This window comes from Idiomarina aminovorans (genome assembly GCF_023155095.1).
Lineage (GTDB): Bacteria > Pseudomonadota > Gammaproteobacteria > Enterobacterales > Alteromonadaceae > Idiomarina > Idiomarina aminovorans.
This window is the reverse complement of the sequence record NZ_JAKNDA010000003.1, coordinates 296,108-320,009: the sequence shown is the minus strand read 5'-3', so window position 1 is coordinate 320,009 and position 23,902 is coordinate 296,108. Positions and strand designations below refer to the sequence as shown.

General features: G+C 46.9%; 19 protein-coding genes. 14 read left to right on the top strand and 5 right to left on the bottom strand.

Features of this window, described 5'->3' with window-relative positions; translation table 11 throughout:
• Positions 1-94 precede the first annotated feature (94 nt).
• Positions 95-1,021 carry a DMT family transporter gene (locus tag L8G48_RS08100; RefSeq protein WP_248264098.1) on the bottom strand — a complete coding sequence of 309 codons (927 nt, stop codon included), beginning with the start codon at positions 1,019-1,021 and terminating at the stop codon, positions 95-97.
• Between the two features lie 100 nt (positions 1,022-1,121).
• On the opposite strand from L8G48_RS08100, the gene L8G48_RS08095 reads away from it, so the two are divergent.
• The 8 genes from L8G48_RS08095 (at position 1,122) to L8G48_RS08060 (ending at position 10,403) form a co-directional block, all read left to right on the top strand.
• Positions 1,122-2,027: a LysR family transcriptional regulator gene (locus tag L8G48_RS08095; protein ID WP_248264097.1), complete on the top strand. Its 906-nt coding sequence runs from the start codon at positions 1,122-1,124 to the stop codon at positions 2,025-2,027.
• A gap of 127 nt (positions 2,028-2,154) precedes the next feature.
• Entirely contained in the window at positions 2,155-2,682 is a 528-nt protein-coding gene (locus tag L8G48_RS08090; protein ID WP_248264096.1) for a hypothetical protein, read from the top strand.
• A gap of 20 nt (positions 2,683-2,702) precedes the next feature.
• A complete protein-coding gene (locus tag L8G48_RS08085) occupies positions 2,703-3,986 on the top strand; it encodes a hypothetical protein (protein ID WP_248264095.1) in 1,284 nt (427 codons plus the stop codon).
• Positions 3,987-4,007: 21 nt separating this feature from the next.
• Entirely contained in the window at positions 4,008-5,450 is a 1,443-nt protein-coding gene (locus L8G48_RS08080; RefSeq protein WP_248264094.1) for a tetratricopeptide repeat protein, read from the top strand.
• A gap of 40 nt (positions 5,451-5,490) precedes the next feature.
• Entirely contained in the window at positions 5,491-7,473 is a 1,983-nt protein-coding gene (locus tag L8G48_RS08075; RefSeq protein ID WP_248264093.1) for an SUMF1/EgtB/PvdO family nonheme iron enzyme, read from the top strand.
• A 137-nt stretch (positions 7,474-7,610) separates the two neighbouring features.
• Positions 7,611-8,381, top strand: coding sequence for a MotA/TolQ/ExbB proton channel family protein (locus L8G48_RS08070; protein WP_248264092.1), 771 nt, complete (start codon positions 7,611-7,613; stop codon positions 8,379-8,381).
• 13 nt (positions 8,382-8,394) lie between these two features.
• Positions 8,395-9,453, top strand: a complete 1,059-nt coding sequence (locus L8G48_RS08065; protein WP_248264091.1) for a VWA domain-containing protein — start codon at positions 8,395-8,397, stop codon at positions 9,451-9,453.
• Positions 9,453-10,403 carry a vWA domain-containing protein gene (locus L8G48_RS08060; protein WP_248264090.1) on the top strand — a complete coding sequence of 317 codons (951 nt, stop codon included), beginning with the start codon at positions 9,453-9,455 and terminating at the stop codon, positions 10,401-10,403. The genes L8G48_RS08065 and L8G48_RS08060 overlap by 1 nt, the downstream gene beginning before the upstream one ends.
• A gap of 8 nt (positions 10,404-10,411) precedes the next feature.
• Here L8G48_RS08060 and L8G48_RS08055 read toward each other — a convergent pair whose 3' ends face one another.
• The gene (locus L8G48_RS08055; RefSeq protein ID WP_248264089.1) at positions 10,412-12,595 is read right to left on the bottom strand and encodes an OsmC domain/YcaO domain-containing protein; all 2,184 of its coding nucleotides are present in this window, start codon (positions 12,593-12,595) and stop codon (positions 10,412-10,414) included.
• A gap of 183 nt (positions 12,596-12,778) precedes the next feature.
• Between L8G48_RS08055 and L8G48_RS08050 the strand changes: the two genes are divergently transcribed.
• Both L8G48_RS08050 and L8G48_RS08045 read left to right on the top strand, forming a co-directional pair.
• Positions 12,779-14,188 carry a YdgA family protein gene (locus tag L8G48_RS08050; RefSeq protein WP_248264088.1) on the top strand — a complete coding sequence of 470 codons (1,410 nt, stop codon included), beginning with the start codon at positions 12,779-12,781 and terminating at the stop codon, positions 14,186-14,188.
• 233 nt (positions 14,189-14,421) lie between these two features.
• Entirely contained in the window at positions 14,422-16,779 is a 2,358-nt protein-coding gene (locus L8G48_RS08045) for a TonB-dependent receptor (protein WP_248264087.1), read from the top strand.
• Between the two features lie 62 nt (positions 16,780-16,841).
• Here the strand turns inward: L8G48_RS08045 and L8G48_RS08040 are convergent, their stop codons facing one another.
• Positions 16,842-18,533 (bottom strand): alkaline phosphatase D family protein, encoded by a 1,692-nt coding sequence (locus L8G48_RS08040; protein ID WP_248264086.1) that lies wholly within the window; start codon positions 18,531-18,533, stop codon positions 16,842-16,844.
• A gap of 201 nt (positions 18,534-18,734) precedes the next feature.
• Between L8G48_RS08040 and L8G48_RS08035 the strand changes: the two genes are divergently transcribed.
• Positions 18,735-18,932, top strand: coding sequence for a hypothetical protein (locus L8G48_RS08035; protein WP_248264085.1), 198 nt, complete (start codon positions 18,735-18,737; stop codon positions 18,930-18,932).
• A 9-nt stretch (positions 18,933-18,941) separates the two neighbouring features.
• Here L8G48_RS08035 and L8G48_RS08030 read toward each other — a convergent pair whose 3' ends face one another.
• A complete protein-coding gene (locus L8G48_RS08030) occupies positions 18,942-20,210 on the bottom strand; it encodes a mechanosensitive ion channel family protein (protein ID WP_248264084.1) in 1,269 nt (422 codons plus the stop codon).
• Positions 20,207-20,695, bottom strand: a complete 489-nt coding sequence (locus tag L8G48_RS08025; protein ID WP_248264083.1) for an Mpo1 family 2-hydroxy fatty acid dioxygenase — start codon at positions 20,693-20,695, stop codon at positions 20,207-20,209. Before L8G48_RS08025 ends, L8G48_RS08030 begins: the two co-directional genes overlap by 4 nt.
• A gap of 176 nt (positions 20,696-20,871) precedes the next feature.
• Here L8G48_RS08025 and L8G48_RS08020 point away from each other — a divergent pair, with 176 nt between their 5' ends.
• The 3 genes from L8G48_RS08020 to cydB all read left to right on the top strand — a co-directional run bounded on the left by L8G48_RS08020 (position 20,872) and on the right by cydB (position 23,894).
• On the top strand, positions 20,872-21,426 hold the full coding sequence (locus L8G48_RS08020; protein ID WP_248264082.1) for a Tll0287-like domain-containing protein: 555 nt from the start codon (positions 20,872-20,874) through the stop codon (positions 21,424-21,426).
• Positions 21,427-21,492: 66 nt separating this feature from the next.
• The gene (locus tag L8G48_RS08015; protein ID WP_248264081.1) at positions 21,493-22,875 is read left to right on the top strand and encodes a cytochrome ubiquinol oxidase subunit I; all 1,383 of its coding nucleotides are present in this window, start codon (positions 21,493-21,495) and stop codon (positions 22,873-22,875) included.
• Positions 22,876-22,886: 11 nt separating this feature from the next.
• Positions 22,887-23,894 (top strand): cytochrome d ubiquinol oxidase subunit II, encoded by a 1,008-nt coding sequence (gene cydB, locus L8G48_RS08010; RefSeq protein WP_248264080.1) that lies wholly within the window; start codon positions 22,887-22,889, stop codon positions 23,892-23,894.
• The last annotated feature ends 8 nt before the right edge of the window (positions 23,895-23,902 follow it).

Sequence of the window (23,902 nt, the reverse complement as noted above, 5' to 3'; positions counted from 1 at the left end):
ATCATGATTTACAGCATTCACCCCGTTGTATGGTCAATTTTTTGCTGGCCACCGTATTTTTTATTGTCCGCCCTCAAATTATGGCTTATTTGTCTTAACTCATTCTGGCAAAGCGTTGTTGTCGCCAATGAGTTAGTCGCGGCAGCAGCAGTCCGGAAATAACAATAGCCATACCCAGCAGCTGCAACCCGGTCACGTTCTGGCCAAAGGTTATTGCTGTGAGTGCCGCGAAAATGGGGACAAAATTAAAAAACAAAGAGGCGTTTGCGGCACCCAGTTGTTTGACTCCCGAAATCCACAATAGGTAGCCACCCACGGTGCCAAAAACGCCAATGAATAATAAGTCGGCTAAGGCAATTTGGCTTATTGCCATGCTTTCTTGTAAGGGGTGAGCTTCAGTACTAAATGCAGTGACCAGAGAAATGACACCCAAACCGGCTAACATGCCTAAAAACGTGTAGGGGATCATCGGCATCCAGCGGCTAATACCTTGCGTTAAATAGGTGTACAGGCTCCAGCAAAGCATACCTAAAAATATAATCTGGTCACCGTGATTAAACTCAAAACCGAGCAAACGTTCCAGTTTTCCGTTAGTTAACACCAGCAATACGCCAGACAGACAAACCACTAAACTGAATACGGCGCCGCGGGTCAACAGTTTACGTTGTAATAAAGAGCCGATTAACGACGTTGTGAGCGGGCTCAGTGCCATAATCAAAGCACCATTGCTGGCGTTGGTTTGTGCTAAACCAGTAAACAAGCCAAGGTTTAACCCGCCCACACCAATAATAGATACACCAATCACCCACAACCATTGTCGCTTTGTCAGCGTTGGAATAGGTATACTTTTCCATTTTATGTACGCAAACAGGCACAGAGCCGCTATGGAGAAACGCCAAATGACCAGAGTCAGCGCGTGTACTTCACTCAACGCATGTTTACCGACTGGGAAGCAGGCTCCCCAAAAGAAAGCACATAACAGCAAGAGTAAAATAGCGTTCGTATTGGCTGAGCGGTTCATATTTATCTCCGCATAGAGAAACCTTGAGAAAACATGGCTGACAGTGTATAGATTCTAAATACGGTATAAATAAGAAAAAATGGGAATTAAAATTCCAAATATGAAATCTAATTATTCACTGGATGATATGCGCTGCTTTTGCACGGTTGCGCAGTATGGCAGTTTTAAACAAGCGGCTGTTGCCTTAGGTATGCCGCTTTCCACACTCAGCCGCAGAATTGCCAAGCTGGAGGAAGACCTGGCGCTAAGACTGTTTAACCGCGACGCTCATCGTGTGCAGCTCACCTTTGCGGGGCAGCGGTATTATCGCAGAAGTGCGCCTATTTTTGATGAGCTGGACAATGTAGCGTTGTGCCTGCAACAGGACCGAACCGAAGCCAAAGGCACAATAAGAATTTCAGCCCCGATTAATTTTAGCGTGCAGGTACTGGTTCATCATTTCAATGCGTTTATGCAGCAGTACCCGGACATTCATCTCGACTTAAAGCTTTCAAACCAAACTATCGACATTGATGAAGAAGCTATGGATTTGGCTTTTCGCATTGGCCAGCACAATGCCACTCACTGGATTGGCCGGCATTTAACCAATATTCGTTTTGCTATCTGCGGCCCGGCTAATTTAGATGTATCGCACATAAAGGCTCCGGCGGACTTAGCCGGGTTACCTACGGTGTTGTGTTCGCCTATGCTGGCCTGGAGTCTGCAACATATTCACTCGGCAGAAAAGCAAACCTATAAAGCCACCCACAACGTTCGCCTAAAAGTTGATGATATGAGTTTACTGACTGAGGTGATTGCCGGAGGATTAGGTGTTGGCTTTATTCCCGATTACCATGCGCAGCCCTTACTCGACTCCGGCCTCATTCAGCAAATTCTGCCGGACTGGAGTAACCAGCCCCGAGGGTGCGAAATGCTCTACCGAGACAGAGAGAACATTCCTTATCGGGTGCGGTTGTTCATAGACTTTATGCTGCAGCGTTTTCAGAGCAATAATATTGCGCGGTAAACAGTGACATAGAGGCTGTTTACCCACAAAAAATTTACATTTACCGTTTATTTACATTCAGGAATATAATAACCTTAACCTAACGTTATCTGAGTACTGCCCTCAAGTCATCTTATAGGTTCCTGCCGTGGATAAAAACAGTTCATCAGTCATCCGTTTCTTTGCCGGTGCTCCCATGTGTCTTCTGGTTGCGTTTTGCTGTGCAGTGGGTGTGGCTGACGCACAGGAGAAAAGCTATTCCGACTGTGCCTACATAGAGTTCGATGACGTAGACCCAAGCACACTGACATTGCAGGAGCGCATTGCGCTTGAAGAAGCGGCGTTGTTCGCATCTTTAGATGAATCAGCGGAGTGTATGGAAGAGGCGACTGCCTCGGCGTCAGGCAGCCTCGCGGATGCTTCCAGTGGCGCTGGTGCCGGTGGCTCAGCGGGCTCGGGTAGCTCAGGTTCCAGCGAAGCAAACCCAAGTGAGCAGCAACAACAAGCTGCATCAACAGCATCGGAAAGTTCGGTGGATACCAAAGATCATGAGCGCGGCAACAGTGGTAGCGGCAGTTCCGCGGTATGCGACGCGGTGAAAGAAGGCATGGCTTCTGCAACAACAGAAGCTGAGAAAGAACATTTTAAAGGCTTAATGGCCGAATATGGATGTTAATCATTAACGGAAGACCAACAATGAATACACTAACTCAACTCAAAAAGCTAAAACGATTTTCAGTCGTTATGACACTTTCAGCACTGTTTACATTAGCTGGCTGCCAGTCAACTCAAACCAATGTCACCAGCGTTGGGCCAAGCATGAATGGTCCGTCAGACTCTAAAGCCTTAGGCAAAAAAGAACGTAGTTACAGCTACAGTTCTGATGTTTATCTTAATGTGGCTATTCCGGTTTTTGACCCGGGGTTTCCGAAAGACAGCGCCGGCAATATTGATGATGAAGCCATCGTTGAAGAAGACATTTGGCCACAGGTACGCCGTTTAGAGGCCAACCGGTTTGCTGTAAATACCCGCGAAGCGCTCTCTGATACTAAAGCCTTTGGTGCTGTAAATGTCACTCCTAATGCGAATGTCAGTGCCGATGTTTACGTGCTGGGTAAAATTAATTACTCAGACACCGAAACCGTTGAGATTGGTGTCCGTGTTATGGATGCCAGTAATAAAATTTGGGGCGAGGAAGAGTTTGAGTATCAAGTCGGTGCCGGTTTTTACCGCGACGCTTTAAGAAAGGGAGAAAACCCATACGAGCCAATTTTTAAAAGCATTGCGGGTTATGTTTATGACCTATTAATGAAGCAATCTGAAGAAGAGAAGAAAACCATTCAGGCAATTGCAGATATGCGCTATGCCTCTATGTACAGTCCTGAAGCTTTCGGTGAGTATTTGGGAGAGTCTGAGAGTTTTTTCTCGAAACAAAAAACCATTACTTTAAATGGTGCCCCTGCTGAATCTGACCCTATGTATCAGCGGGTTAATGTTATTAAAGCGAAAGATCAGCAGTTTGTTGATTCTCTACAAGACAGCTACGACACGTTTTATGCAACCACGCATGATGCTTACCGCACTTATCAGGAAGAAACCTTACCGGTTGCTATTGATATTCGTCGTAAGAAAGCAGAGCGAACTCGTGCGCAAGTAGGTGCCGGTATTTTAGCAACAGCGGCTATTCTCCTGGGTAAAAACTCGGGTTCTACTGCGGGGCAGGTGGCGAGTGCCGCTGCTGGTTTAGGGGCGGTTTACAGTTTAAGTGAAGCCATAAAAACCAACCGTGAATTGGGCACCCAACGGGCATTGCTTGATGAGATGGGACAAAACCTGGACATAAAAGTAACGCCGCAGGTGGTTGAACTTAATGACCAGAACATTGAGCTAACAGGGACTGCTGGGGAGCAATACGCTCAACTACGCGAAAAGTTGAAAGAGATTTACGAGTTAGAGTCGACACCGCTAACTCAGCTTTAACTCGTTTAAGGAAAGGTAACGATGTCGTCTGTAGATGAGCAAATAGGACAGAATCGGGCTAAAAAGAAAAAACGGATTGTTACCAGTGTTATTTCTGTTTTTTTTGTCTGTTTGCTGATTGGCGTTGTCGTTACTTTACTCGCTTATTTTCCGGTTTCGGGTGGTGCAGGTACGCCCGAAGCCAGCGAGCCTGAGCCGGAAAATTTGCAACAGTCTGCGAACCTGGCAAACGAAGCGATAGACAGAAAAGCGCTGCAAACGGCCTTAAATGAAACCAATCAGCGTGTTTCTGATCTGGTTTCTATCCCGTATTTATCGACGTGGCAACCCGCCAAAGTTGAAGGTTTTCAGGGGGCTATAGAGCAAGCCTTTAATGACTACGGCGCCAGTAACTATAACCGGGCGCAAGTCGCTGTTGAGCAACTCAATAAAGACATTGCAGACTACCAGGCCGCGTTTGAACAGGCTTATAAACAGCCTTATGAAAACGCCGCAACAGCCTTCGCTGACGACGAGATTGACGATGCCGCTCAGCTTAATGCCCAGGCGTTAAAGGTAAAAGGTGACTACAGCGACGCACTGGCGTTGCAAAAGCGTATAGACACCTACCATGAAGTGGCTGACTTGTATGAACAGGCAAGAGTGGGCGGTGTAGAGGCCAACATAGAAAAGCAGCGTGCTGCTTACCAACAAATTCTGAAGCTTGATCCGCAGCAGCCGGAGGCAAAAAACGCCCTGACGAGAGTGGAACAGCAAATTAAACAGCAACGTTTCGCTCGTGCGCTGGCATCGGCTGTGGATGCCATTGACGATAAAGACTTTGGCCGAGCACAGGAAGCCTTAGCCAAAGCCTCGGCTATAGACAACAACCGATCGGAGCTGGCAACACTGCAGGCGCAAATTGACGCCGAGTTAAAAAGCCAGGGTGTGAAGGCCTTAGAAAAACGCATTCAGGTATTTGCCGGTGCCGATGAGTGGCAGACCGTGCTGATGCTGGCAGAAAAAGGCCTGGTCGACCACCCTGACAGCCAGATTGTGCAGCAGGCAAAGCAAAGCGCAGTTAAGATATTAGCCGCCGGCAAGGCGCTGGATGTTTATATTGAACGGCCCGGGCGCCTTACCGACAACAATATTCGTCAAAATGCCGTGAATGCGGTGTCTGAATACAGCGGGCTTACGCAATTGAGTGCAAAACTGGGCGAGAAAATAGACCGGGTTGAGCAGTTAATTGAGCAGGAAAATCAACCCATAGATGTGACCATTCGTTCTGACAACCGAACCTATATAAAAGTACTCGGCGTAGGAGTTGTGGGTGAAGTCAGAGAAAAAACCATTCAGTTAAAGCCGGGTAACTATCAATTCGAAGGCCGCCGTGAAGGCTATCGCTCAGTCATTGTCAATGTGGTGGTGGCGAAGTCGGGCACACCAATTGTGATTAACGTTCAGTGTAACGAACGCGTTTAGCATCATTTAGCGCAAGATAATAAAAAACAGGAGAGACTTCGTGAGCACACTTGACGAAGCCATTGAGAAAGGACGACGTAAACGACGGTTAGTCGCTATTGGCTTTTCGGTCAGTATTCTGGCACTGCTGGTTATTTACTTTGGCTGGTTGTTTTTAACCAAAGGCTACAGTTTTACCGTAAAACCGGCAGAAGCCACTGAAACTCAACGTTTTTCGGTTAATTCCGGTACTGGTTTTTTCATCGACAATAAATATTACGCGATAGGCTCTGGTGGGCTGGTGGCAGTGTCTGCCGATAAATATCAAACTAAAGAAGTGCAGGTTAACGATAACATCCCTTCAACCATTGAAGTTAGGTTAGAACCTAAACCGGCAAAAGTTGCGATAACAACAGAGCCTGGAGCGAATGATATTATCTGGTCGGTAAACGGCGAGCAGCGCGAAACCGCTTCTACCTTTGAAGGCGAATTTGCTCCCGGCACTTATACGGTGTCTGCTTTGCATGCTGCCTATGAGCCGGCATCGGTTGCTATTGAGGCGCTGATAGACGGGAAAGTTGAAGAAGAAATTCGTTTAACGCCTATTAGCGGCACTATTTCTATTAATTCGAGCCCGGCTGGCGCGTCAGTTACTTTAGACGGCGAAGAGGTGGGTTCAACGCCGGTAACGGTTGCTAAAGTTGGTGGCGACTACCCGGTTGTGGTTAATTATCCGGGCTATGAGCCAGTTACGGACACGGTGTCTTTAACCGTGCGTAACAAGAAACCTAAGCGTAATTACCGCCTTCAGCCGGTACAGGCAACGGTTAATGTGTCGATGAAGCCAGCGGGGGGGGCGTTGCTGGTTAACGGCGTGCCTGCCAAAAACCCAATTAGCGTTGATGCCAATAAAGAACATGCTATTCGTTACGAAAAAGCGGGCTACATTAAACAAAGCCGGACTATTAAACTGGGGCCGGCGGAAAACCAGCAACTAAGCTTTGACCTGGCTCCAGAAATGGGCGATGTGGCTTTTGCGGCGAATGAACCCAGCGAGGTTTATATTAATGGACAAAAGCAGGGCGTGACACCATTGCGCACCAAACTGCAGGCTCTGCCTTCGCAAGTTGAATTCCGCAAAGCCGGTTACCGCACCGTAAAGCAGGAGTTTCAGCCCAGCAGTGAGCGGCTGGTGAACGTAAAAGCCCAGATGCTGCGCGAGTTTGATGCCAGAAGAAAAGAAGGCAAACCGCTGTTCGTCAGCACTCTTGGCATTGAAATGAACCGCCTGTCGCCGAAAAAATTTACTATGGGTTCGCCGGTTAATGAGCCAAACCGGGGACGTAATGAGCATCAGGTTAAAGTCGATTTTAGTCGGGATGTGTGGATATCGCGCCATGAAATTACCGAAGCTCAGTTCTCTGCTTTTAAAGGCTCTGGCGGCAAAACTAAACTGCCGGTGACTAATGTGTCCTGGAACGATGCCGCGTTATTTACCAACTGGCTGAGTGAACAGGAAGGTTTGCAGCCTTTTTATCAGGTGAGAAATGGCAAAGTGGTCGGAACCGATGCGAGCTCGCTCGGTTACCGCTTACCCACCGAAGCTGAATGGGAATACATTGCTAAAATTAATCGCAGAGCCGACTCGACTGTTTACGTCTGGGGAAGCCAGGATCATCTGCGTGACAAGCAGGGCAACTTTGCCGATGAGTCTGCAAAAGGTCAGCAAACCTTTATTTTACGCGGTTACAATGACGGTTTTGCGGGTAAAGCGCCGGTAGGCAGTTTTAAGGCGGAACGTGGTGGCTTTTTTGACCTGGACGGTAATGTCAAAGAGTGGGTGCACGACAGCTACACGTTAAACCCTCCTGACCTTGACCGGCTGTATACTGACTACCTGGGGGCGCTTCGCGGCAATGGTCATGTGGTCAAAGGCGCGTCTTATCAAACCGGACGATTAAAGAATATTCGTGCCAGCGTTCGCGATGGCGAAAGTGATGCGAAAGACGATATTGGCTTTAGAATAGCCCGGTATCATGAGTGATGAGGAGAGACATCATGAAAAAACGCGTGATTATAGGTGTCATACTGCTGGCTCTGGCCGGCAGCGCGACCGCTTACTTTGTGTCTTTGGACGCTCCACAAGATTTCCCAACCAACATTTAACGCTCGGGATACATAATGTCTAAAAATAATACGCTTTCAATGAGCCCTAACTTTTTTGTTAGTGGTGGTGTGCTGCTGGCTATTTTTACTGTTATACACCTGTTGTATGCAGGGCTTATTCGCCCGGCGGCCGAAGTGGCAATGGCAGAGAAAGGCACCGAAGCTTTAACCTCTATTTCGGTTATTTTCAAAGATGTGGAACAGCAAATTTGTATTTCACTGATGATCTTTTGTCTTTTCCTTATGCTGTACAAGCTGTGGCGATTAATTGACGAAGAAGAAATCTACTCGCGCGATTTACTCGAAAGCCACGACAAGTCAGAAGCGCTGGATGTTGATGTGGCACTCAATGATTTAGAAAGCTCGGCTTATAAAGAAACGCCCGCTTACAGCACCTGGATTAACTGTATTCGTCGCTTCAAGAATACCAAAAATGTTCAGCACGCGGCTGACACTATCGAGTCGTCGGTGGACAATATTGCCATTCAGTTAGAAAGCGGCAACAACATGATCCGCTACATTATCTGGGCCATTCCTTCTATTGGTTTCGTGGGTACGGTTCGTGGTATTGGCGCCGCGCTGGCGCAGGCTGACAAAGCGCTGGACGGCGACATTGCCGGTATGACCGCATCTCTGGGTGTGGCGTTTAACTCAACTCTGGTGGCTTTGTTTATTTCATTGCTGCTAATGTTGTTTATGCATCTGTTGAACAGCCGCCAGGACAAGATGGTGATCCGCACGCAGGAGTCTTGCGAAAAGCACCTTTTATCTCATTTACACGGCTAACTGAGCAACTCAAATGCGACGCACTCGTCAGGCGGGCGACGGCTTTAATCTCTCTTTTCTGGATGTGATGGCATGCGGGCTGGGCGCCGTTATTCTTATTTTTATCCTGGTAGATTTTAAAGCCTTTACGCCCGAGCCCTCAGAAGAAAAAGAAAAGCTGGAACAAGAGCTGGCGGCAGCTATGGATACGCAACAGCGCCTGAAAAAGTCGATTGATGAAATAAATGAAAAAATAGCCATGGAGTCAGCTAAACAGGAAGAGTCCGAAAAAGCGAAAGATGACACCACCCAGGATCAAACCAAAGCATTACAGGACTTGTCGACTCAGTTAGCGGTTGTCGCTGACCTGGAAAACCAGTTAGCGGCGCTTTCTAAAGAAGTCGAAAAGTCTGCCAATGTTGAGCTTTCGGGCACTGGTGAGCAGAACTTTATTACCGGCATGAAAGTGGAGGGTGACCAGATAGGTATTCTGGTCGATAAAAGTGCATCCATGATGGGTGACAACTTAATTGATGTGCTGAGTAAGCTGGCGTTAAGCGACAGCGATAAAGTGTCGACTGCTAAATGGATAAGAACCCGGCGGGTGGCGCAGTGGTTACTGGCAAGGCTTCCACAAAGCTCAAAAGTGAGCGTCGTGACCTTTTCCGATACAGCCGAACGGCTGGGCATGCGTAATGTGAGTACGGCGTCAGTCAGCGGCTCTATGAATTCTATTGTGAAGGACTTAGGCGCGGTTGTGCCAGAGGGCGGAACCAACCTTCAGCTGGGCATTAGTACGTTATTTGAGACGAACCCGGATATTACCGACGTCTATATTGTAACGGACGGCCTGCCAACTCTGGGTGACGGGCTGCCGCTGTCGTGTCGTAATTTTATTTCGACGAAAAAGTCCATTTCCTCAGACTGTCGTCAGGCATTGATGGTCGAAACGGTAAAACGAGCCCCTAGCGGCGTTCGGTATAATATTATTCTATTGCCGATAGAAGGGGACCCTTACGCGTCTCCGCTTTACTGGAACTGGTCGCGGGTTAGTGGCGGTACGTTCTTATCACCCGCTCCGGAGTGGCCATAATGAGAAAAATTCAGCGTGCGCCAATTGAGGTTTTTAACCTCTCGTTTCTGGATATTATTTCCTGTGCCTTTGGTGCGGTTATAATGCTGGTGTTGTTAGCTAAAAATGGTACCGAAGACACCGAGCGCGGACCGGCTAACCTCAGTACCTTGGTGGCAGAAGTGTTGCAGGCTCAGGAGTCGGTGGAGGAATTAAAAGGGGCGTTGTCGGACAAACAGGATGAGCTGTCCGCCGCCAAACAAAAAACCGCATCAGTCACTGAGCAGGAAAAGAATTTAGAAAGCTCCATTCCGCGGGCGCAAAAAACGTTGCAGCAATTGCAGGGTAAAGCCTCTTCGTTGAGAGCTGAAATAAGACAAGCAACAGCCATGCTCAACACGCCGAACAGCACTGACACACCGGACGATGACGTAGGCGGTATTCCAACCGACGCTGAGTATGTGGTTTTTGTTATTGATAACTCGGGTTCAATGTCCGGTGGACGTGGCTGGAACTCAGTGATTAACGTGGTTAACGACATTATAGAAAGCCACCCGAAAATGAAGGGCTTTCAGATTATGGCCGCCGACGGTGACTTTATGTTCACCAGCAAGGCCGGAGACTGGTTACCGGACACCAAAAGCTTCCGGCAAACGGCGATAAAACAAATGCCGAACTTTACCGGCGGCAAAAGTGCACCTGAGCTGGGTATTTTGAAGGCCATTAAGCTTTATAAAAAAACCAAGGGTACAACCAGCATTTATGTCTTTGGTGATGATTACCGGGTAAATAATCTGGATGCCACGGTGCGGCAGATAACCAGCCAGAACCAGGGCGCCGATGGTAAGCCGGTAATGCGTATTCATGGCATAGGCTTTAGCCGTCGACAAGGCAACGCGGAAACCTTCGCTGCCTTTATGCAGGCTGTGGCTAAGCGCAACCGCGGTGCGTTTGTGGGGCTGAATTTTTAAGTAAGTTTTTAGCTTTGGCTCCCAGCGCGTGCCGCATGCAGTTTTTTGTAGCTTTCTATTAAGCGTAAATGCCGGTCCAGACCCTCCAGCTGCATGTTGGTTGGCGTTAAACCATAAAAGCGGGTGGTACCGTTAACTGAACCAATAACCGCCTCAATGGTGTCTTCTCCGTACATACGGCAGAGGTTATAGCGGTAGTCTTCCAGTTCCAGCTCATCGTCTTGCGCAATTTCCAGTACCGCTTCTACGGCACGATAAAACAAGGTGCGCTCTACGGTGTTGTCGTTAAATTGCAGGAACATTTCTACGTACTCGAAGGCGTCGTCGTGGCGTTGCAGTGCCAGATAAATGAGCAGCTTCAGCTCAAGAATGGTGAGTTGTCCCCATACAGTATTTTCGTCAAACTCAATACCAATCAGGGTAATAACGTCCATGTAGTTATCGAGCTGGCTGTCTTCCAGGCGCTCGACCAAATCTTCCAGTTGTTTGTCGGTTAAGCGGTGCAAATTAAGAATATCTTCGCGGTACTGCAGGGCAATGTTGGTATTGTCCCAAATAAGATCTTCCACCGGGTAAACTTCTGAATAGCCCGGTACCAGAATACGGCAAACCGGCGCGCCCAGGTCCTCGTGCACGGCTACATAAGCTTCTTTGCCCATGTCCTGTAAAATAGCAAACAGCGTGTCGGCTTCCTCCTGATTAGAGCCACTGAAATCCCATTCAACGAACTCAATGTCTGATTTGGCACTGAAAAAGCGCCAGGAAACCACGCCCGATGAGTCAATAAAGTGTTCAACAAAGTTGTTGGGCTCAGTCACCGCCATGGAATTAAAGGTCGGAGCCGGTAAGTCGTTCAAACCTTCAAAACTGCGGCCTTGTAATAACTCGGTCAGGCTGCGCTCCAGTGCCACTTCAAAACTGGGGTGCGCGCCAAATGAAGCAAACACACCACCGGTGCGCGGGTTCATTAAGGTCACACAGGCCACCGGGACCTGACCACCCAGCGAGGCGTCTTTAACTAACACCGGGTAGCCTTGTTCTTCCAGAGCGTTAATGCCTTCCAAAATATTGGGGTACTTATTAAGGACTTCCTGCGGTACGTCTGGCAGGGCTATTTCATCTTCAATAATTTGCTTTTTAACCGCGCGCTCAAAAATTTCGGATAAACACTGAACCTGGGCTTCCGGCAGAGTGTTGCCCGCACTCATGCCGTTACTTAAATACAGGTTCTCAATTAAGTTCGACGGGAAATAGATCGTTTCACCGTCGGAATGACGCGTGAACGGCAGCGAAACGATGCCACGATCGGCGCGACCCGAGTTGGTATCAATTAAATGTGAACCACGAAGCTCGCCTTCGGGGTCATAAAACTCGAGACAGTATTCGTCGAGGATCGCTTCAGGTAACTCGTCATTAGGCCCTGGCTTAAACCATTTCTCATTGGGGTAATGTACGAAGTCGGCGTTGGCAATGTCTTCACCAAAGTACTGGTCGTTATAAAAGAAGTTGCAGCTTAGGCGTTCTATAAACTCGCCCAGTGCGGAGCACAAGGCACTTTCTTTGTTCGCGCCCTTACCGTTGGTGAAGCACATGGGAGAAGCGGCATCGCGAATGTGTAATGACCACACATGTGGCACAATGTTGCGCCATGAGGATATCTCAATTTTCATGCCCAAATCCGCCAGTATGGTGGTCATGTTGGCAATGGTTTGCTCCAGCGGTAAGTCTTTACCTTCAATATAAGTTCGGCTGTCGCTGTCGGGGCGTATGGTCAGTAACGCCTGTGCGTCCTGAGTAATGCTTTCAACCGCTTCCACGTCAAACTCAAGGTCATTTTCTATTACGCGTTTTACCGCACAGCGCTCAGCCGCCCGAATAATGCCTTTGTGGTCTTTTTCGGAAATATCCGCCGGCAACTCAATCTGAATTTTGAACAGCTGCTTGTAGCGGTCTTCCGGGTCGATAACGTTATTTTGCGATATGCGAATGTTTTCAGTTGGAATATTGCGGGTATCGCAGTACAAACGGATAAAATGTGCGGCGCACATTACGGATGACGCAAGGAAATAGTCAAAAGGACCGGGGGCGGAACCATCGCCTTTGTATCGAATGGGCTGATCCGAAATGACCGTAAAGTCGTCGAATTTTGCCTCAAGGCGCATGTTGTCGAGAAAGTTTACATTGATTTCCATTTAGGGAGCACCGCGGTTAATAAGTTGACTGCTGTCAGCGAGCAATAGTCCGTCATTATCCCATTTTTTTGTCTATTGATCATTATTGCTGCTTATATTCTAAAGTTTTGCCGTTGTAAGAAAAACTCTGTATCATTTACAACAATATAGTTACAACCCAACCCTATAAATGAAAGGTATAATATGAATAAGAAAGGACTCCTTGGTGGTGTCGGTATTGTCATTGTTGCTGCCGCTCTAATCGCCCCCAAATTCGTTGCGCCTCAAGTTGAAGATACGCTAAAACAGCATGTTGAAGTCATAAATGCATTACCTGCTTATAAAGCCAGCGTAGTTTCATTTGATAGTGGTTGGTTCAGTTCCAGCGCAACAATATCGCTGGGAGCCGATTTCGGCTCTTTGCACCCGGATGCTTCAGTCCCAGATGACGTGTCTGTTGAAGTTGTTGTTAACGTTCAACATGGTCCTGTTTTGATGCGTTTTGCTCCCGGGTTGGGTATGGCTTCCTTCGAAGCTTTCGCTAACGACGACGGATTGCGCGAGTATCTTGACTGGGAAGAAAATACGCCTTTTTATCACCTGACTGGCTCAGCTGGGTTCTCTGGCGGTATCAGCTATAACGACTCAATTGTTCCATTCAGTTTTAAGTCCGATGAAGAACAGACCGAACTGACCACTTTGAGTTATGAAGGTGAAGGTGAAATATCTTTGGATGAGTTCAGTTATGAAGGGGAGCTGGAAGGCGCGGAAGTTCTGCTTTCAGACCAGTCTATTAGCATTGGCAAGCTGAAACTGGAAACCGAAGCCAAAGGCGACATACTGGAAATTATGAAAGGCGAGCTTTATGAAGGCGACATGTCTATTAAGCTTAATGAAATCATTGCGTATCAGCCAGATGATGTCGAACTGTTTAAGTTAAAAGACTTTGGCCTTGAGTTCGTTAATTACTTCAGCGACGATAAAAAGCGCATGAATATCGACATGAATTACTCTGTCGATTCGCTCGAAGCCGAAGATTTTGATCTTGAAGATCTTAAGTTAAAAATGGCGTTTCATAATATTGATTCCGAGTTCTTGTTTGCTTATAACCAAATGGTGAAACAAGTTTATGATCAGAACCCTGACGAAATAGAAGTCGCAACACAAAAGTTGGTTAAAGAAAACTTACCGCAGTTGCTGCAGGCAGAGCCGGAGTTCGTCATTAGTGAATTTAGCGGTGAAATGGAGCCGGGTAATTTCAAGGGTAACCTGAGCGCTAAGCTGGTCGGTATCAGTCAGTTGCCGGATAACATCGAGAATATTGACTTCTGGCTCTCCAGCCTGATTGTCGACTCATCTATTGCTATCGATAAGCCATTATTGAAATGGATTGCTGAACAACAGATGTTGTCAACACTACGTATACAAAAGCCCGGTGCTGATGAAGCTGAACTACAGGAAATGGCTGAGCAACAGGCACCAACGATGATAAATATGTACCTTGAACAAGGCTTGCTGCAGGAAGAAGATGACGTGTACCGCAGCGAATTTCTGATGGAAGACGGCTGGGGTGTACTGAATGGTTACAGAATGCCACTCACTAAAATGATGTAATTGTTTGGTGGTAAAAATAGGATAATGCGAGCCTCAGCTGATGTATTCGGCTGAGGCTTTTTTGTTTCAGGAACCATAGGCCTGCTCATAATTCATCTATTTAAATGGCGGCGTAACAAAATTGACAGATTAGCAATAAATGCGTCATTTATTCGTCATCGTATCGTCAACTGACCTAAGTACATTAGCCCGGCGTTAACACGTTAATCACTCAAATTAAGGCTTAAAGGGTTATGGCTACTTATAAAAAGATACCGGCATTACCATTTCCAAAAAATAAAATATTAAATTCCCTTATTGCGGCTATTTGCGCACTTAGCGCGCCCATTGCTTTTGCGCAACAGGACACCTCTAAAGAGCTGGAGCGTATTGAAGTTACCGCACAAAAACGGGTGCAGTCTATTAATGATGTTCCGGCCAGTATCAGTGCGTTCGAGGGCAGCCGTCTGGACGAGCTGGGCTTAAACGAGCTGGATATGATTTCAGATTTGACGCCCGGGTTAGTGATTCAGGAGCAAAGCCCGAACAACCCGGGCTTTGTTATTCGCGGTATTACCTCGGATAGCGGTTCTGCCCAGGCTTCGCCCAGAGTTTCCGTTTACTATAATGGTGTCGACGTTTCCCGTTCGCGCGGCTCGTACTTCGAACTGTTCGATATAGAGCGGGTAGAAGTGGTCAAAGGCCCGCAGGCAACGTTATTTGGCACCGCTGCATCGGTGGGTGCTATCAGTGTCATCACCCGCAAACCGGAAGCGGATTTTTCTGCCGAAATTAGTGCCGGTGCAGGTAATGAGTCCCAGAAACGCATGGGAGGCTATATTAATGGCGGCAGTGACTTAGTCAGCGGGCGGCTGGCATTTAGTTACCGTAAGCGTGATGGGGTTATTGAAAACATAGCGCCGGATCAGGACGATATGAACGGCGTGGACAGACAAGCTCTGCGTGGCTCACTTCGCTTTCAACCGAGTGACGCGGTCACCGCCGATTTAATTTACAGCTATGAGAAAAACGAAGACACCGGAACCTCATTTAAAAATGGTGTTTTCGCACCAACCGGCGGTGATACCAGCCCTTATAGCTTCGTTGAAATGACTGGCAGCCCTTATTCTGCTTCGGTATTAGGCCGTGAAAAGTTGGGGCTGGACAGAACAGTGGATGATATTAACTTAACCGTAGACTGGGTCATTAGCCCGCGCTTAAGCTTCACTTCGGTCAGTGGTTACCGCAGCTTCGATTCACTGGAAGTATTTGACGCGGACGGCACTCAGGCCTGGTTCCTGGAGTTTGGTGAAGACGCCGAAGGTGATCAGTTCAGTCAGGAATTCCGCTTTAATTACGCAGGCGATAAAATGTTAACTCTGTGGGGTGTTAATTACTTCACCGAAGATGGCAGCCAGCGCGTCCCCTTTAGTACCGAAGAATCCATTTTCTTAAACTGTGCCGGCGCTTTGCCAGGCGGCTTACCTTGTATTAACGCCGACGGTTCGGTTAATCAGTTAACACCGGTTTTAACCGGCGGTGCTATTGAAGAAATACCCTATGCGGGTGAGTTCACCAACTTTGGTGACAACGAATCCTGGTCTGCCTTTGTCGATTTTACTTATCAATTAACCGATAGAACCGAAGTTGCTGCGGGTATTCGTTACGTATCGGAAGATCGAGAAAGTGGTTTTTCTGCCACTATGCCCAACAGTCAGTTACTGCCTTTACTTGGAGAGCCAAGCCAAACGTTGCTGCCGACGGTATCTACCGACGGCGAAGTGTTCACTGCCAGCAACAGCTCAGACGCCTGGTTGCCTCGTTTCAATATTATTTACAAGCTGAATGACCATAACAACTGGTTTGTAACGGGTTCAAAAGGACGCCGCTCGGAAGTGGTTGATGTCAGTTCGACTTTCGACGCAAACGGTGAAGCCGCGGGTGACTATGGCTTAATTCCGGCGGAAGTTATCTGGAACTATGAAACTGGATTAAAAGGGAATTTAACCGAAAACCGGGTGCGTTATTCTGCCTCGGTGTTTTATCAGGACTACTCAGACTTTCAGGTTACTTTGCAGGACGAGTCGGGTGATTTTTATACCGCCAATGCGGGCTCGGCAACCAACGTTGGTGTAGAAACTGAAATTAACGCCAATTTAGGTTCTGGCTTTGAGGTATTCGGGCATTTGGCTTATCTTGACGCTAAAATTGATGATGAAAGCACTAACGGTGATTTAGCCGGCAACCGCTTTCGTTTGCAGCCTGAGTGGACCTCAAGTCTTGGGGCTATTTATGAAAAATCGATATCGGCTCAATACGCGTTGCGCGGCTCTGTAGTGGGCACTTACCGCTCGGAAGTTTTCTTCGAACCCGAAAATGCCCCAATAGCCGGGCTGGATATCAGTCAGGATTCGATCTCTTTAGTGAATGCTTCTTTGGGTCTTTATAATGACGCAGCAAACTGGAGCCTGGCGTTAAAGGCGACTAACTTGCTGGATAAGGAATATCTGGTTGATGCAGGGAATACCGGCGGTAGCTTTGGTAACCCCACCTTTATTTCTGGGCCGCCACGTTTATTCTATTTAGAATTTACCAAGAAGTTTGGCATGTAAAGGGTAAAGCAGAAAGAGTGAAGGGAACCTTCGGGTTCCCTTCTTATTTATAAGGTTGTCGCTTAACGTCCCGTATAGCGAACTTTGTGCTTATTAATCACGCGATAGTCTGTACTGCGAATATTGTCCACAAACACCCATTCGGCTTCTACTGCTTCTTCCGATGCGAACAAATTCATGTATCCGCGTTGATGCAGGTTGGTGTATTTTAAATCCTCGATGATTGTCGGTAGTGCTTTTGCTAACTGTTCTGCGGTTTTCTCATCCAGACTTAAGTAAGTTTCCATACCCGGTGATGAAACCGAAGACGTGGCAAACTCCACTCCAACATGAGTACCATCAGCGCTGCGTAGTTCACTGTGCCAGGCGTTGTGGGTATCGCCGGCGATGACCACCAGCTGTTTACTGGCTTTTTGCGCGGCCCGGTACAAGAGTTCGCGTTCCATTGGGTAGCCGTCCCATGCATCCAGGTTGTAAGGCGTAACCTGAGTGACCATAGCCTGTTGCTGAGGCGTAAGTTCTTCACCGCGTTGAAGGCGCTTTTTAAGTTCTGCTGCTTGCAGTAATAGAGGCGTTACCTTACTGCGGTCATCGGCTGCAAACGCAGCCGCAGGAAAGTTCATTTTCCCCATAAGCAGCTGCTGCCCTAAAATTTGCCAGCGTGCTGAGCTGTTATTCAGTTTATTGACCAACCAATTTAACTGCTTTTTCCCCATAATGCTGCGATCAGCGGAGATGTCCTGCTGGAATTTCTGAGTGTTAAACTGGCCGCTGGCGTCCCGGTAGTCGTCATAGTTGAGTTGTTTGTCTCGCCCAATAATACGAGTGTCCAGCATGATTAAGTCGACTAAATCACCGAATTTAAAATCACGATAAATAGTCAGGTTGGCTTCACCCTGTGGTGGGCGAATAGGAAGCCACTCATAATAAGCCTGCACTGCGGCAGCGCGTCGTTCTATAAAGCTGCCTTCGTCTTCCTGATGGTTTTCTGCGCCGTTTTCCCAGGTGTCATTACTGACTTCATGATCGTCCCACACCGCAATAAAAGGCGCGTGAGCATGCAATGCCTGCAAACCTTTATCGGTACGATACAGCGCGTAACGGCGGCGGTAGTCCGCCAGGGTAAAGAGCTCCGTATTGTTGTTGCTCGGTAACCCACGGCCTATTTCTTTTGAACCTTCGGTGGCGTAACCGCCATCACCATACTCATAAATATAATCGCCTAAATGAACAACGGCATCAATAGAATCATCTTTCGCCGCTTCGGAATACGGATTAAAGTAACCGGCCGGATAATTCGCGCAGGAAAAAACCGCAAACTTTAGTGGTCTTAAACCAGATTCAGGCAGTGTTTGTGTTTTGCCGGAGGGGCTTTGGCTGTTCTTCCCTAAAAAACGGTAGTAGTAACGCTGGTTTGGCGACAACTGCGTAACGTCCACTTTTACTGTGTAATCGCGGCTGGCGCTTGTTGTAGCCGTTCCGGAGCGAATTAGAGTTGAAAAGTTTTCATCAGTAGCCAGTTCCCAGCCCAGAGTTACTTGCTTTTCTGCACTATTTTCCGGTACGGCGCGCGTCCATAACAAAATAGCGTTCGAGGTTGGGTCACCACTGGCAACGCCATAATCAAATTTGACTGAACTTCGCTCGCTGACTTTGCCAATTCCAGCGCAGCCCTGTAATGCGGTTGATACGGTGACTGCGGCTCCTGTCGCTGCAAATAGCTTTAGAAAGTCACGTCGATTAAATTGCTTCATTGTTTGACTCCATGCATTTCTTCCCAGAATAAAAGAAATTACTCTGCAAACATGAAGACTTAATGACAGACCATACAAGTATTTTTTAACTGACCCAATAAAATACTTGATTGATTATTAAATATATTTATTTAAGGAAAAAAGCGCATTGAGTTCTATACTTTATAGTGAACTATAAGATTAGGTCAGGAGGTTCTTCTTATGCGTTTATCGATCATTCTGTTATTCGTTGTTTTTACTGTTTTCGTGGCTGGATGCTCAAGCCAGAGTGGCTCTTCGAGAGTTGCTTTAAAACAAATAGACCGGGACTATGTCGACACGGTTAATCGTCAGGCGACTGTGGGGGGAGTTGATGTTTACTGGATTAATCCTCCCCAAAAAGAGAAAAATGAAGATTAAGAGCCGTCTTTATGACGGCTCTTCAGTGGTTAGTTTGAGTTGTTGAATCGCCATACGAACATCTTGCCCTGAGGTTTCCTGATACACCTGCAAATCAAACTGAGGCAGTATGGCAAAAAGGTGATCAAAAATGTCTGACTGAATACCTTCATAGTTTTCCCATGCGGTGTCGTTGCTGAAACAATAGACTTCTATGGGTAACCCCTGAGGCCCGGGGCTTAACTGGCGAACCATTAAGGTAAGGCCCTGATGCACATCCGCTCTGTTTTTAAGGTATTGCTTTACGTAAGCGCGAAAGGTACCAATATTGGTGACTTGACGACCATTGATAGAGTCAAAACCGTTTTCTTCCAGGCCTGAGTTCCATTCTGAGATATCTTTTTCCTTTTGTTCCAGATACTCGTTAAGTAATGAAAAACGTTTGAGTTTGTTTTTTTGTCCGGCCGATAAAAAGTGAATGCTGTTTTGATCAATATACAGAGCGCGTTTTATACGTCGCCCGCCACTTTCCTGCATACCACGCCAGTTTTTAAAAGACTCGGAAATAAGTCGTTTAGTGGGGATATTGGTGATGGTTTTATCCCAGTTTTGCACCCGCACAGTATGAAGAGCAACATCTATTACGTCGCCGTCAGCGTTCAACTGCGGCATTTCTATCCAGTCACCCACCCGGAGCATGTCATTAGAGGAAAGCTGAATACTCGCAACCAGTGACAGTAAAGTGTCCTGAAATACCAGCAAAGCAACGGCACCCATAGCACCAATCCCGGAAAGCAGAATAAGCGGTGAGCGGTCGAGCAATGAAGCTATGATGAGAATGGCTGCAATAACGTAAACAACAATTTTCGCTATTTGCAAATACCCTTTAATGGGCTTCTCATGCGCATCGGGTTGACGGTTGTATATTTCATTGACACTGGTCATGGCGGCGCTGAACGAGCGTGCCAGAGTCAGTATTAAATAGGCAATGCAGATATTGCGTATGATCGTGGTAGCGGTTTCGGGTAAATCGGGCACCAGATAAATACCGGCCGACAGCACCAAAGCAGGAACAACCTGAGCCAGACGGTGCACAATGATCCGAATACCAATACCGGGGTCACTGCCTAACTCGGTTTGTGACAGCAGCCGAGAAACACCACGCAGTAAAATTTGCTGAGTGATTAGCTGAGATAACCAAACCGCAATTGCCAGAATAACACTGGCACTTATGGTATAAGCCCCGGGCTGTGAAGCCGCCCAGTCATGAAACCACTGAGGGTAATCTAATTCCATCATAGTTTTTGTTCCACCGCTGCTTTTAAGTCCTTTCTAAAGCCTAAACTAAATACAACCTCTGCCACTACGAATAATGGGCCTATTGCCAGGCCCATTATGTCATCAACAAAAGCCGGCTTTCGGCCTTCAAAATAGTGACCAATAAACTGAAATACCCAACCAACGATAAACAAACCGATGCTCCAGCTAAGCCAAAGACGGGTCGGTAATGCCGCTATATCGCGGCCAATAAATAAAGAGAGCCACAGTAGCACGGTCATTAGTAAGCCGAGTTTGATATCCAGACGGATGTAAAAAATAACAGCCGTCAAAACAACAATGTTGGCTGGGGTAATCAAAAAGTAGTCTAAGGGTAGCGCAGGGCGGGATAACAGACTAATAATAGCAACCACAATCACAGGAATACCGACAATGTGGGTTGCCACATTCTTACGATTACGATGATAAGCAGCATATTGCGCTAAGTGATCAACGATGGTTTTCATAGGTTTTGCCACTTGCTAACAAAATAGGGAGTTAGATTGCTACGCACATGGGCTGATGTCAATTTGTGTTGCCGGAGTGCTTAAAATTGATTTCTAAAAACTGCACTATTAAATCGGTATAATGTTTTGTTATATAGGTATACTATTAATGAATATAGGTATCCAAAGGGCTTACTATGTTAGTAAAAAAGATTATTTCAAAATGTTTGATGGTTTCATTATTGGTGTGTTCTTCGATGGCTTTAGCGGCCGAGGAAAGCTATGAAACTGCGGCAAAACAGTTAAAGCAGCGATTGGGAAAAGTGCTGATGAGCACCATTCAAAGCGAGGGGCATGTAGCAGCTATTGGTGTGTGTAATGAACAAGCCCCCCAGATTGCAAATGCGGTGAGTGAAGAGTTGGGACTGGAGGTTAGTCGTACTGCGCTAAAAGTTCGTAATACCAATAATTCACCCAGTGCTGAGCAGAAGCGGATTTTAGAAGATTTCGAACATTTGTGGAGTAAGAAGAAAGAGAATCCACCCACTGCAACTTATACTGATGATGATGGCGGCAAGGTTTGGATGAAAGCGATAGTGATGCAGCCGCAATGTTCGGCTTGCCATGGGTCATCGGTTGAGCCTGAACTTCAGCAAGCAATTAATGAACGTTATCCAAACGACCAAGCTACGGGATTTGAGGTCGGAAATATTCGCGGAGCTTTTGTAGTTAAGTCAAAGAATGAAGATTAGTAACCATTGATTTTGTATGGTTATTATTTAAGATTATTAAAAGTTACCTAACCAGGAGAGCATGCTATGGAGCTTGACCCGCTTTTACTGTCGCGAATACAGTTCGCGTTTGTTGTGTCTTTTCATGCAATATTTCCGGTGTTTACCATCGGTCTTGCATCCTATGTTGCCGTAATTTACGGACTCGCCTTTAAAACAAATGACCCTAAATGGGAACGTTTAGGCGCTTTTTGGACGCAAGTTTTTGCTGTTGTATTTGGTATGGGAGTGGTATCCGGAATTGTGATGTCATTCCAGTTTGGCACGAACTGGAGTAACTTTTCTCTGGCTACGGCGAACTTTTTAGGGCCAGTTTTGAGTTACGAGGTTATTACCGCGTTTTTTCTTGAGGCTGCCTTTTTAGGTGTATTGCTATTTGGCCGGGGGAAAGTTCCCAATGGCGTCCACTTTTTTGCTGCACTGATGGTTTCCATAGGGACTTTTATTTCTTCTTTCTGGATTTTGTCAGCTAATAGTTGGATGCAGACACCGGCTGGCGTAGAGGTTCATGATGGCATCTACCATGTGGTTGATTGGGCAGCGGCTATTTTTAATGACTCGTTTTGGTACCGCTTCGCCCATATGGCTTTAGCCTCTTTCCTGACTGGCGGTTTTGTCGTCGCAGGAGTGAGCGCCTGGTTCTTAATACAAAAGCGCGATACTGAACTGCACCGGAAGGCGTTATCAATGACCTTATGGTTATTGCTGTTTTTGACCCCTTTGCAAGTGTTTATTGGTGACTTGCACGGGCTTAATACACTTAAGCATCAGCCGACAAAAGTAGCTGCAATGGAGGGGAACTGGGAGACTCAAACGGGAGCGCCGTTGTTGCTCTTTGCTATTCCGGATCAAGAACAACAGAAAAACCACTTTGAAGTGGGCATTCCTAAACTTGCCAGCTACGTTTTGACCCACGACTGGAATGGAGAATTACCCGGTGTTAAAGAGAAACCGCCTGAGTTGCAGCCGAACGTTCCTATCGTATTCTGGTCTTTCCGAATTATGGTTGCCATGGGTTTACTAATGGTACTGGTTTCAGTGGTTGGTTTGTTCTTGCGTCGTAAACGCGCTTATATGAACAGCCGTTGGTATTTGCAGACATTACGATTAATGACGTTAAGTCCTTTTATTGCGGTATTAGCTGGCTGGTTTGTAACTGAGGTGGGTCGAGCTCCCTACTTGATCTACGGACAGATGACTCACGCAGAAGGGGTGACCCCTTCACTTACGGGAGGCATGTCATTATTTACCCTTATTGGTTATTTCTTAGTATATGCCTGTGTCTTTGCCGCTGGGGCTTATTATCTGACTCGCGTTATTCGCGGTGGAACAGAAAGTACTGAACAGCATGAAGATGATAAGCACCGTGCAAAACGGCCACTTTCAGCCGCTGAAGCAAGCTTTGATTAAGGATAATAATTATGAGTGAACCAACTTTCGATTTAACTTATATTTGGGCTGCAATCATCGCCTTTGGCGTCATCATGTATGTGTTGATGGACGGCTTTGATTTAGGCCAGGGAATTTTGTTCATGTTTGCCCCCAGTGAGCATGATCGCGATATCATGATGAACTCAGTTGCCCCAGTCTGGGACGGCAATGAAACATGGCTTGTGTTGGGAGGAGCGGGGCTATTAGCCGCGTTTCCTTTAGTTTATACCATTTTCCTGCCGGCTTTATATATTGGTGTGTTTTTGTTGCTGGCGGGTTTAATTTTTCGCGGTGTGGCATTTGAATTTCGCTTTAAAGCGCACTCGTCGAAATATTTGTGGAACTGGTCATTCGCCATTGGCTCAACGGTTGCTTCTTTTGCGCAAGGCGCGGTAGTGGGCGCTTACATTCAAGGTTTTGAGACTGAGAATATGCGCTATGTTGGTGGTGCGCTGGACTGGCTTACCCCATTTACCATCCTGACCGGTTTAGGGTTGGTAGCAGGCTACGCATTATTGGGTTCAACCTGGTTAATCATGAAGTCAGAAGGAGCAACTCAACAATGGGCTTATCGTTTAGTTAAGCCACTGTTAGCCATTGTTCTGATTATTTTTGGCATTATCAGCGTGTGGACACCATTCGTAGATGAATTTGTTGCTGAGCGTTGGTTTAGCGGCTTTTCAGCTATTTGGCTATTACCAATATTAGGACTCGCCTGCGCTTATTGGATCTTCTCGTCTGTTAATAAGAAACGTGAAGGCAGTCCTTTTGTGGCGACCATGGGGCTGTTCATTTTTACTTATTTAGGCTTACTTGCCAGTAAATGGCCCTATGTGGTACCGCCCAATTATACGTTGGCGGATGCGGCCTCTGCGCATGAATCGCAGCTGTTTTTATTGTTGGGACTATTATTTGTTATTCCAATTGTACTGGTCTATACAGCTTGGACTTACTGGGTTTTCCGCGGTAAAGTCAAAGCGGATCAGGGTTATCATTAAGGCTGTAT

Coding starts and splice junctions, on each gene's coding strand:
- L8G48_RS08100 (WP_248264098.1), bottom strand. CDS start 1,021: ATGAACCGCTCAGCCAATACGAACGCTATTTTACTCTTGCTGTTATGT.
- L8G48_RS08095 (WP_248264097.1), top strand. CDS start 1,122: ATGAAATCTAATTATTCACTGGATGATATGCGCTGCTTTTGCACGGTT.
- L8G48_RS08085 (WP_248264095.1), top strand. CDS start 2,703: ATGAATACACTAACTCAACTCAAAAAGCTAAAACGATTTTCAGTCGTT.
- L8G48_RS08080 (WP_248264094.1), top strand. CDS start 4,008: ATGTCGTCTGTAGATGAGCAAATAGGACAGAATCGGGCTAAAAAGAAA.
- L8G48_RS08070 (WP_248264092.1), top strand. CDS start 7,611: ATGTCTAAAAATAATACGCTTTCAATGAGCCCTAACTTTTTTGTTAGT.
- L8G48_RS08065 (WP_248264091.1), top strand. CDS start 8,395: ATGCGACGCACTCGTCAGGCGGGCGACGGCTTTAATCTCTCTTTTCTG.
- L8G48_RS08060 (WP_248264090.1), top strand. CDS start 9,453: ATGAGAAAAATTCAGCGTGCGCCAATTGAGGTTTTTAACCTCTCGTTT.
- L8G48_RS08055 (WP_248264089.1), bottom strand. CDS start 12,595: ATGGAAATCAATGTAAACTTTCTCGACAACATGCGCCTTGAGGCAAAA.
- L8G48_RS08050 (WP_248264088.1), top strand. CDS start 12,779: ATGAATAAGAAAGGACTCCTTGGTGGTGTCGGTATTGTCATTGTTGCT.
- L8G48_RS08045 (WP_248264087.1), top strand. CDS start 14,422: ATGGCTACTTATAAAAAGATACCGGCATTACCATTTCCAAAAAATAAA.
- L8G48_RS08040 (WP_248264086.1), bottom strand. CDS start 18,533: ATGAAGCAATTTAATCGACGTGACTTTCTAAAGCTATTTGCAGCGACA.
- L8G48_RS08035 (WP_248264085.1), top strand. CDS start 18,735: ATGCGTTTATCGATCATTCTGTTATTCGTTGTTTTTACTGTTTTCGTG.
- L8G48_RS08030 (WP_248264084.1), bottom strand. CDS start 20,210: ATGATGGAATTAGATTACCCTCAGTGGTTTCATGACTGGGCGGCTTCA.
- L8G48_RS08025 (WP_248264083.1), bottom strand. CDS start 20,695: ATGAAAACCATCGTTGATCACTTAGCGCAATATGCTGCTTATCATCGT.
- L8G48_RS08020 (WP_248264082.1), top strand. CDS start 20,872: ATGTTAGTAAAAAAGATTATTTCAAAATGTTTGATGGTTTCATTATTG.
- L8G48_RS08015 (WP_248264081.1), top strand. CDS start 21,493: ATGGAGCTTGACCCGCTTTTACTGTCGCGAATACAGTTCGCGTTTGTT.
- cydB (WP_248264080.1), top strand. CDS start 22,887: ATGAGTGAACCAACTTTCGATTTAACTTATATTTGGGCTGCAATCATC.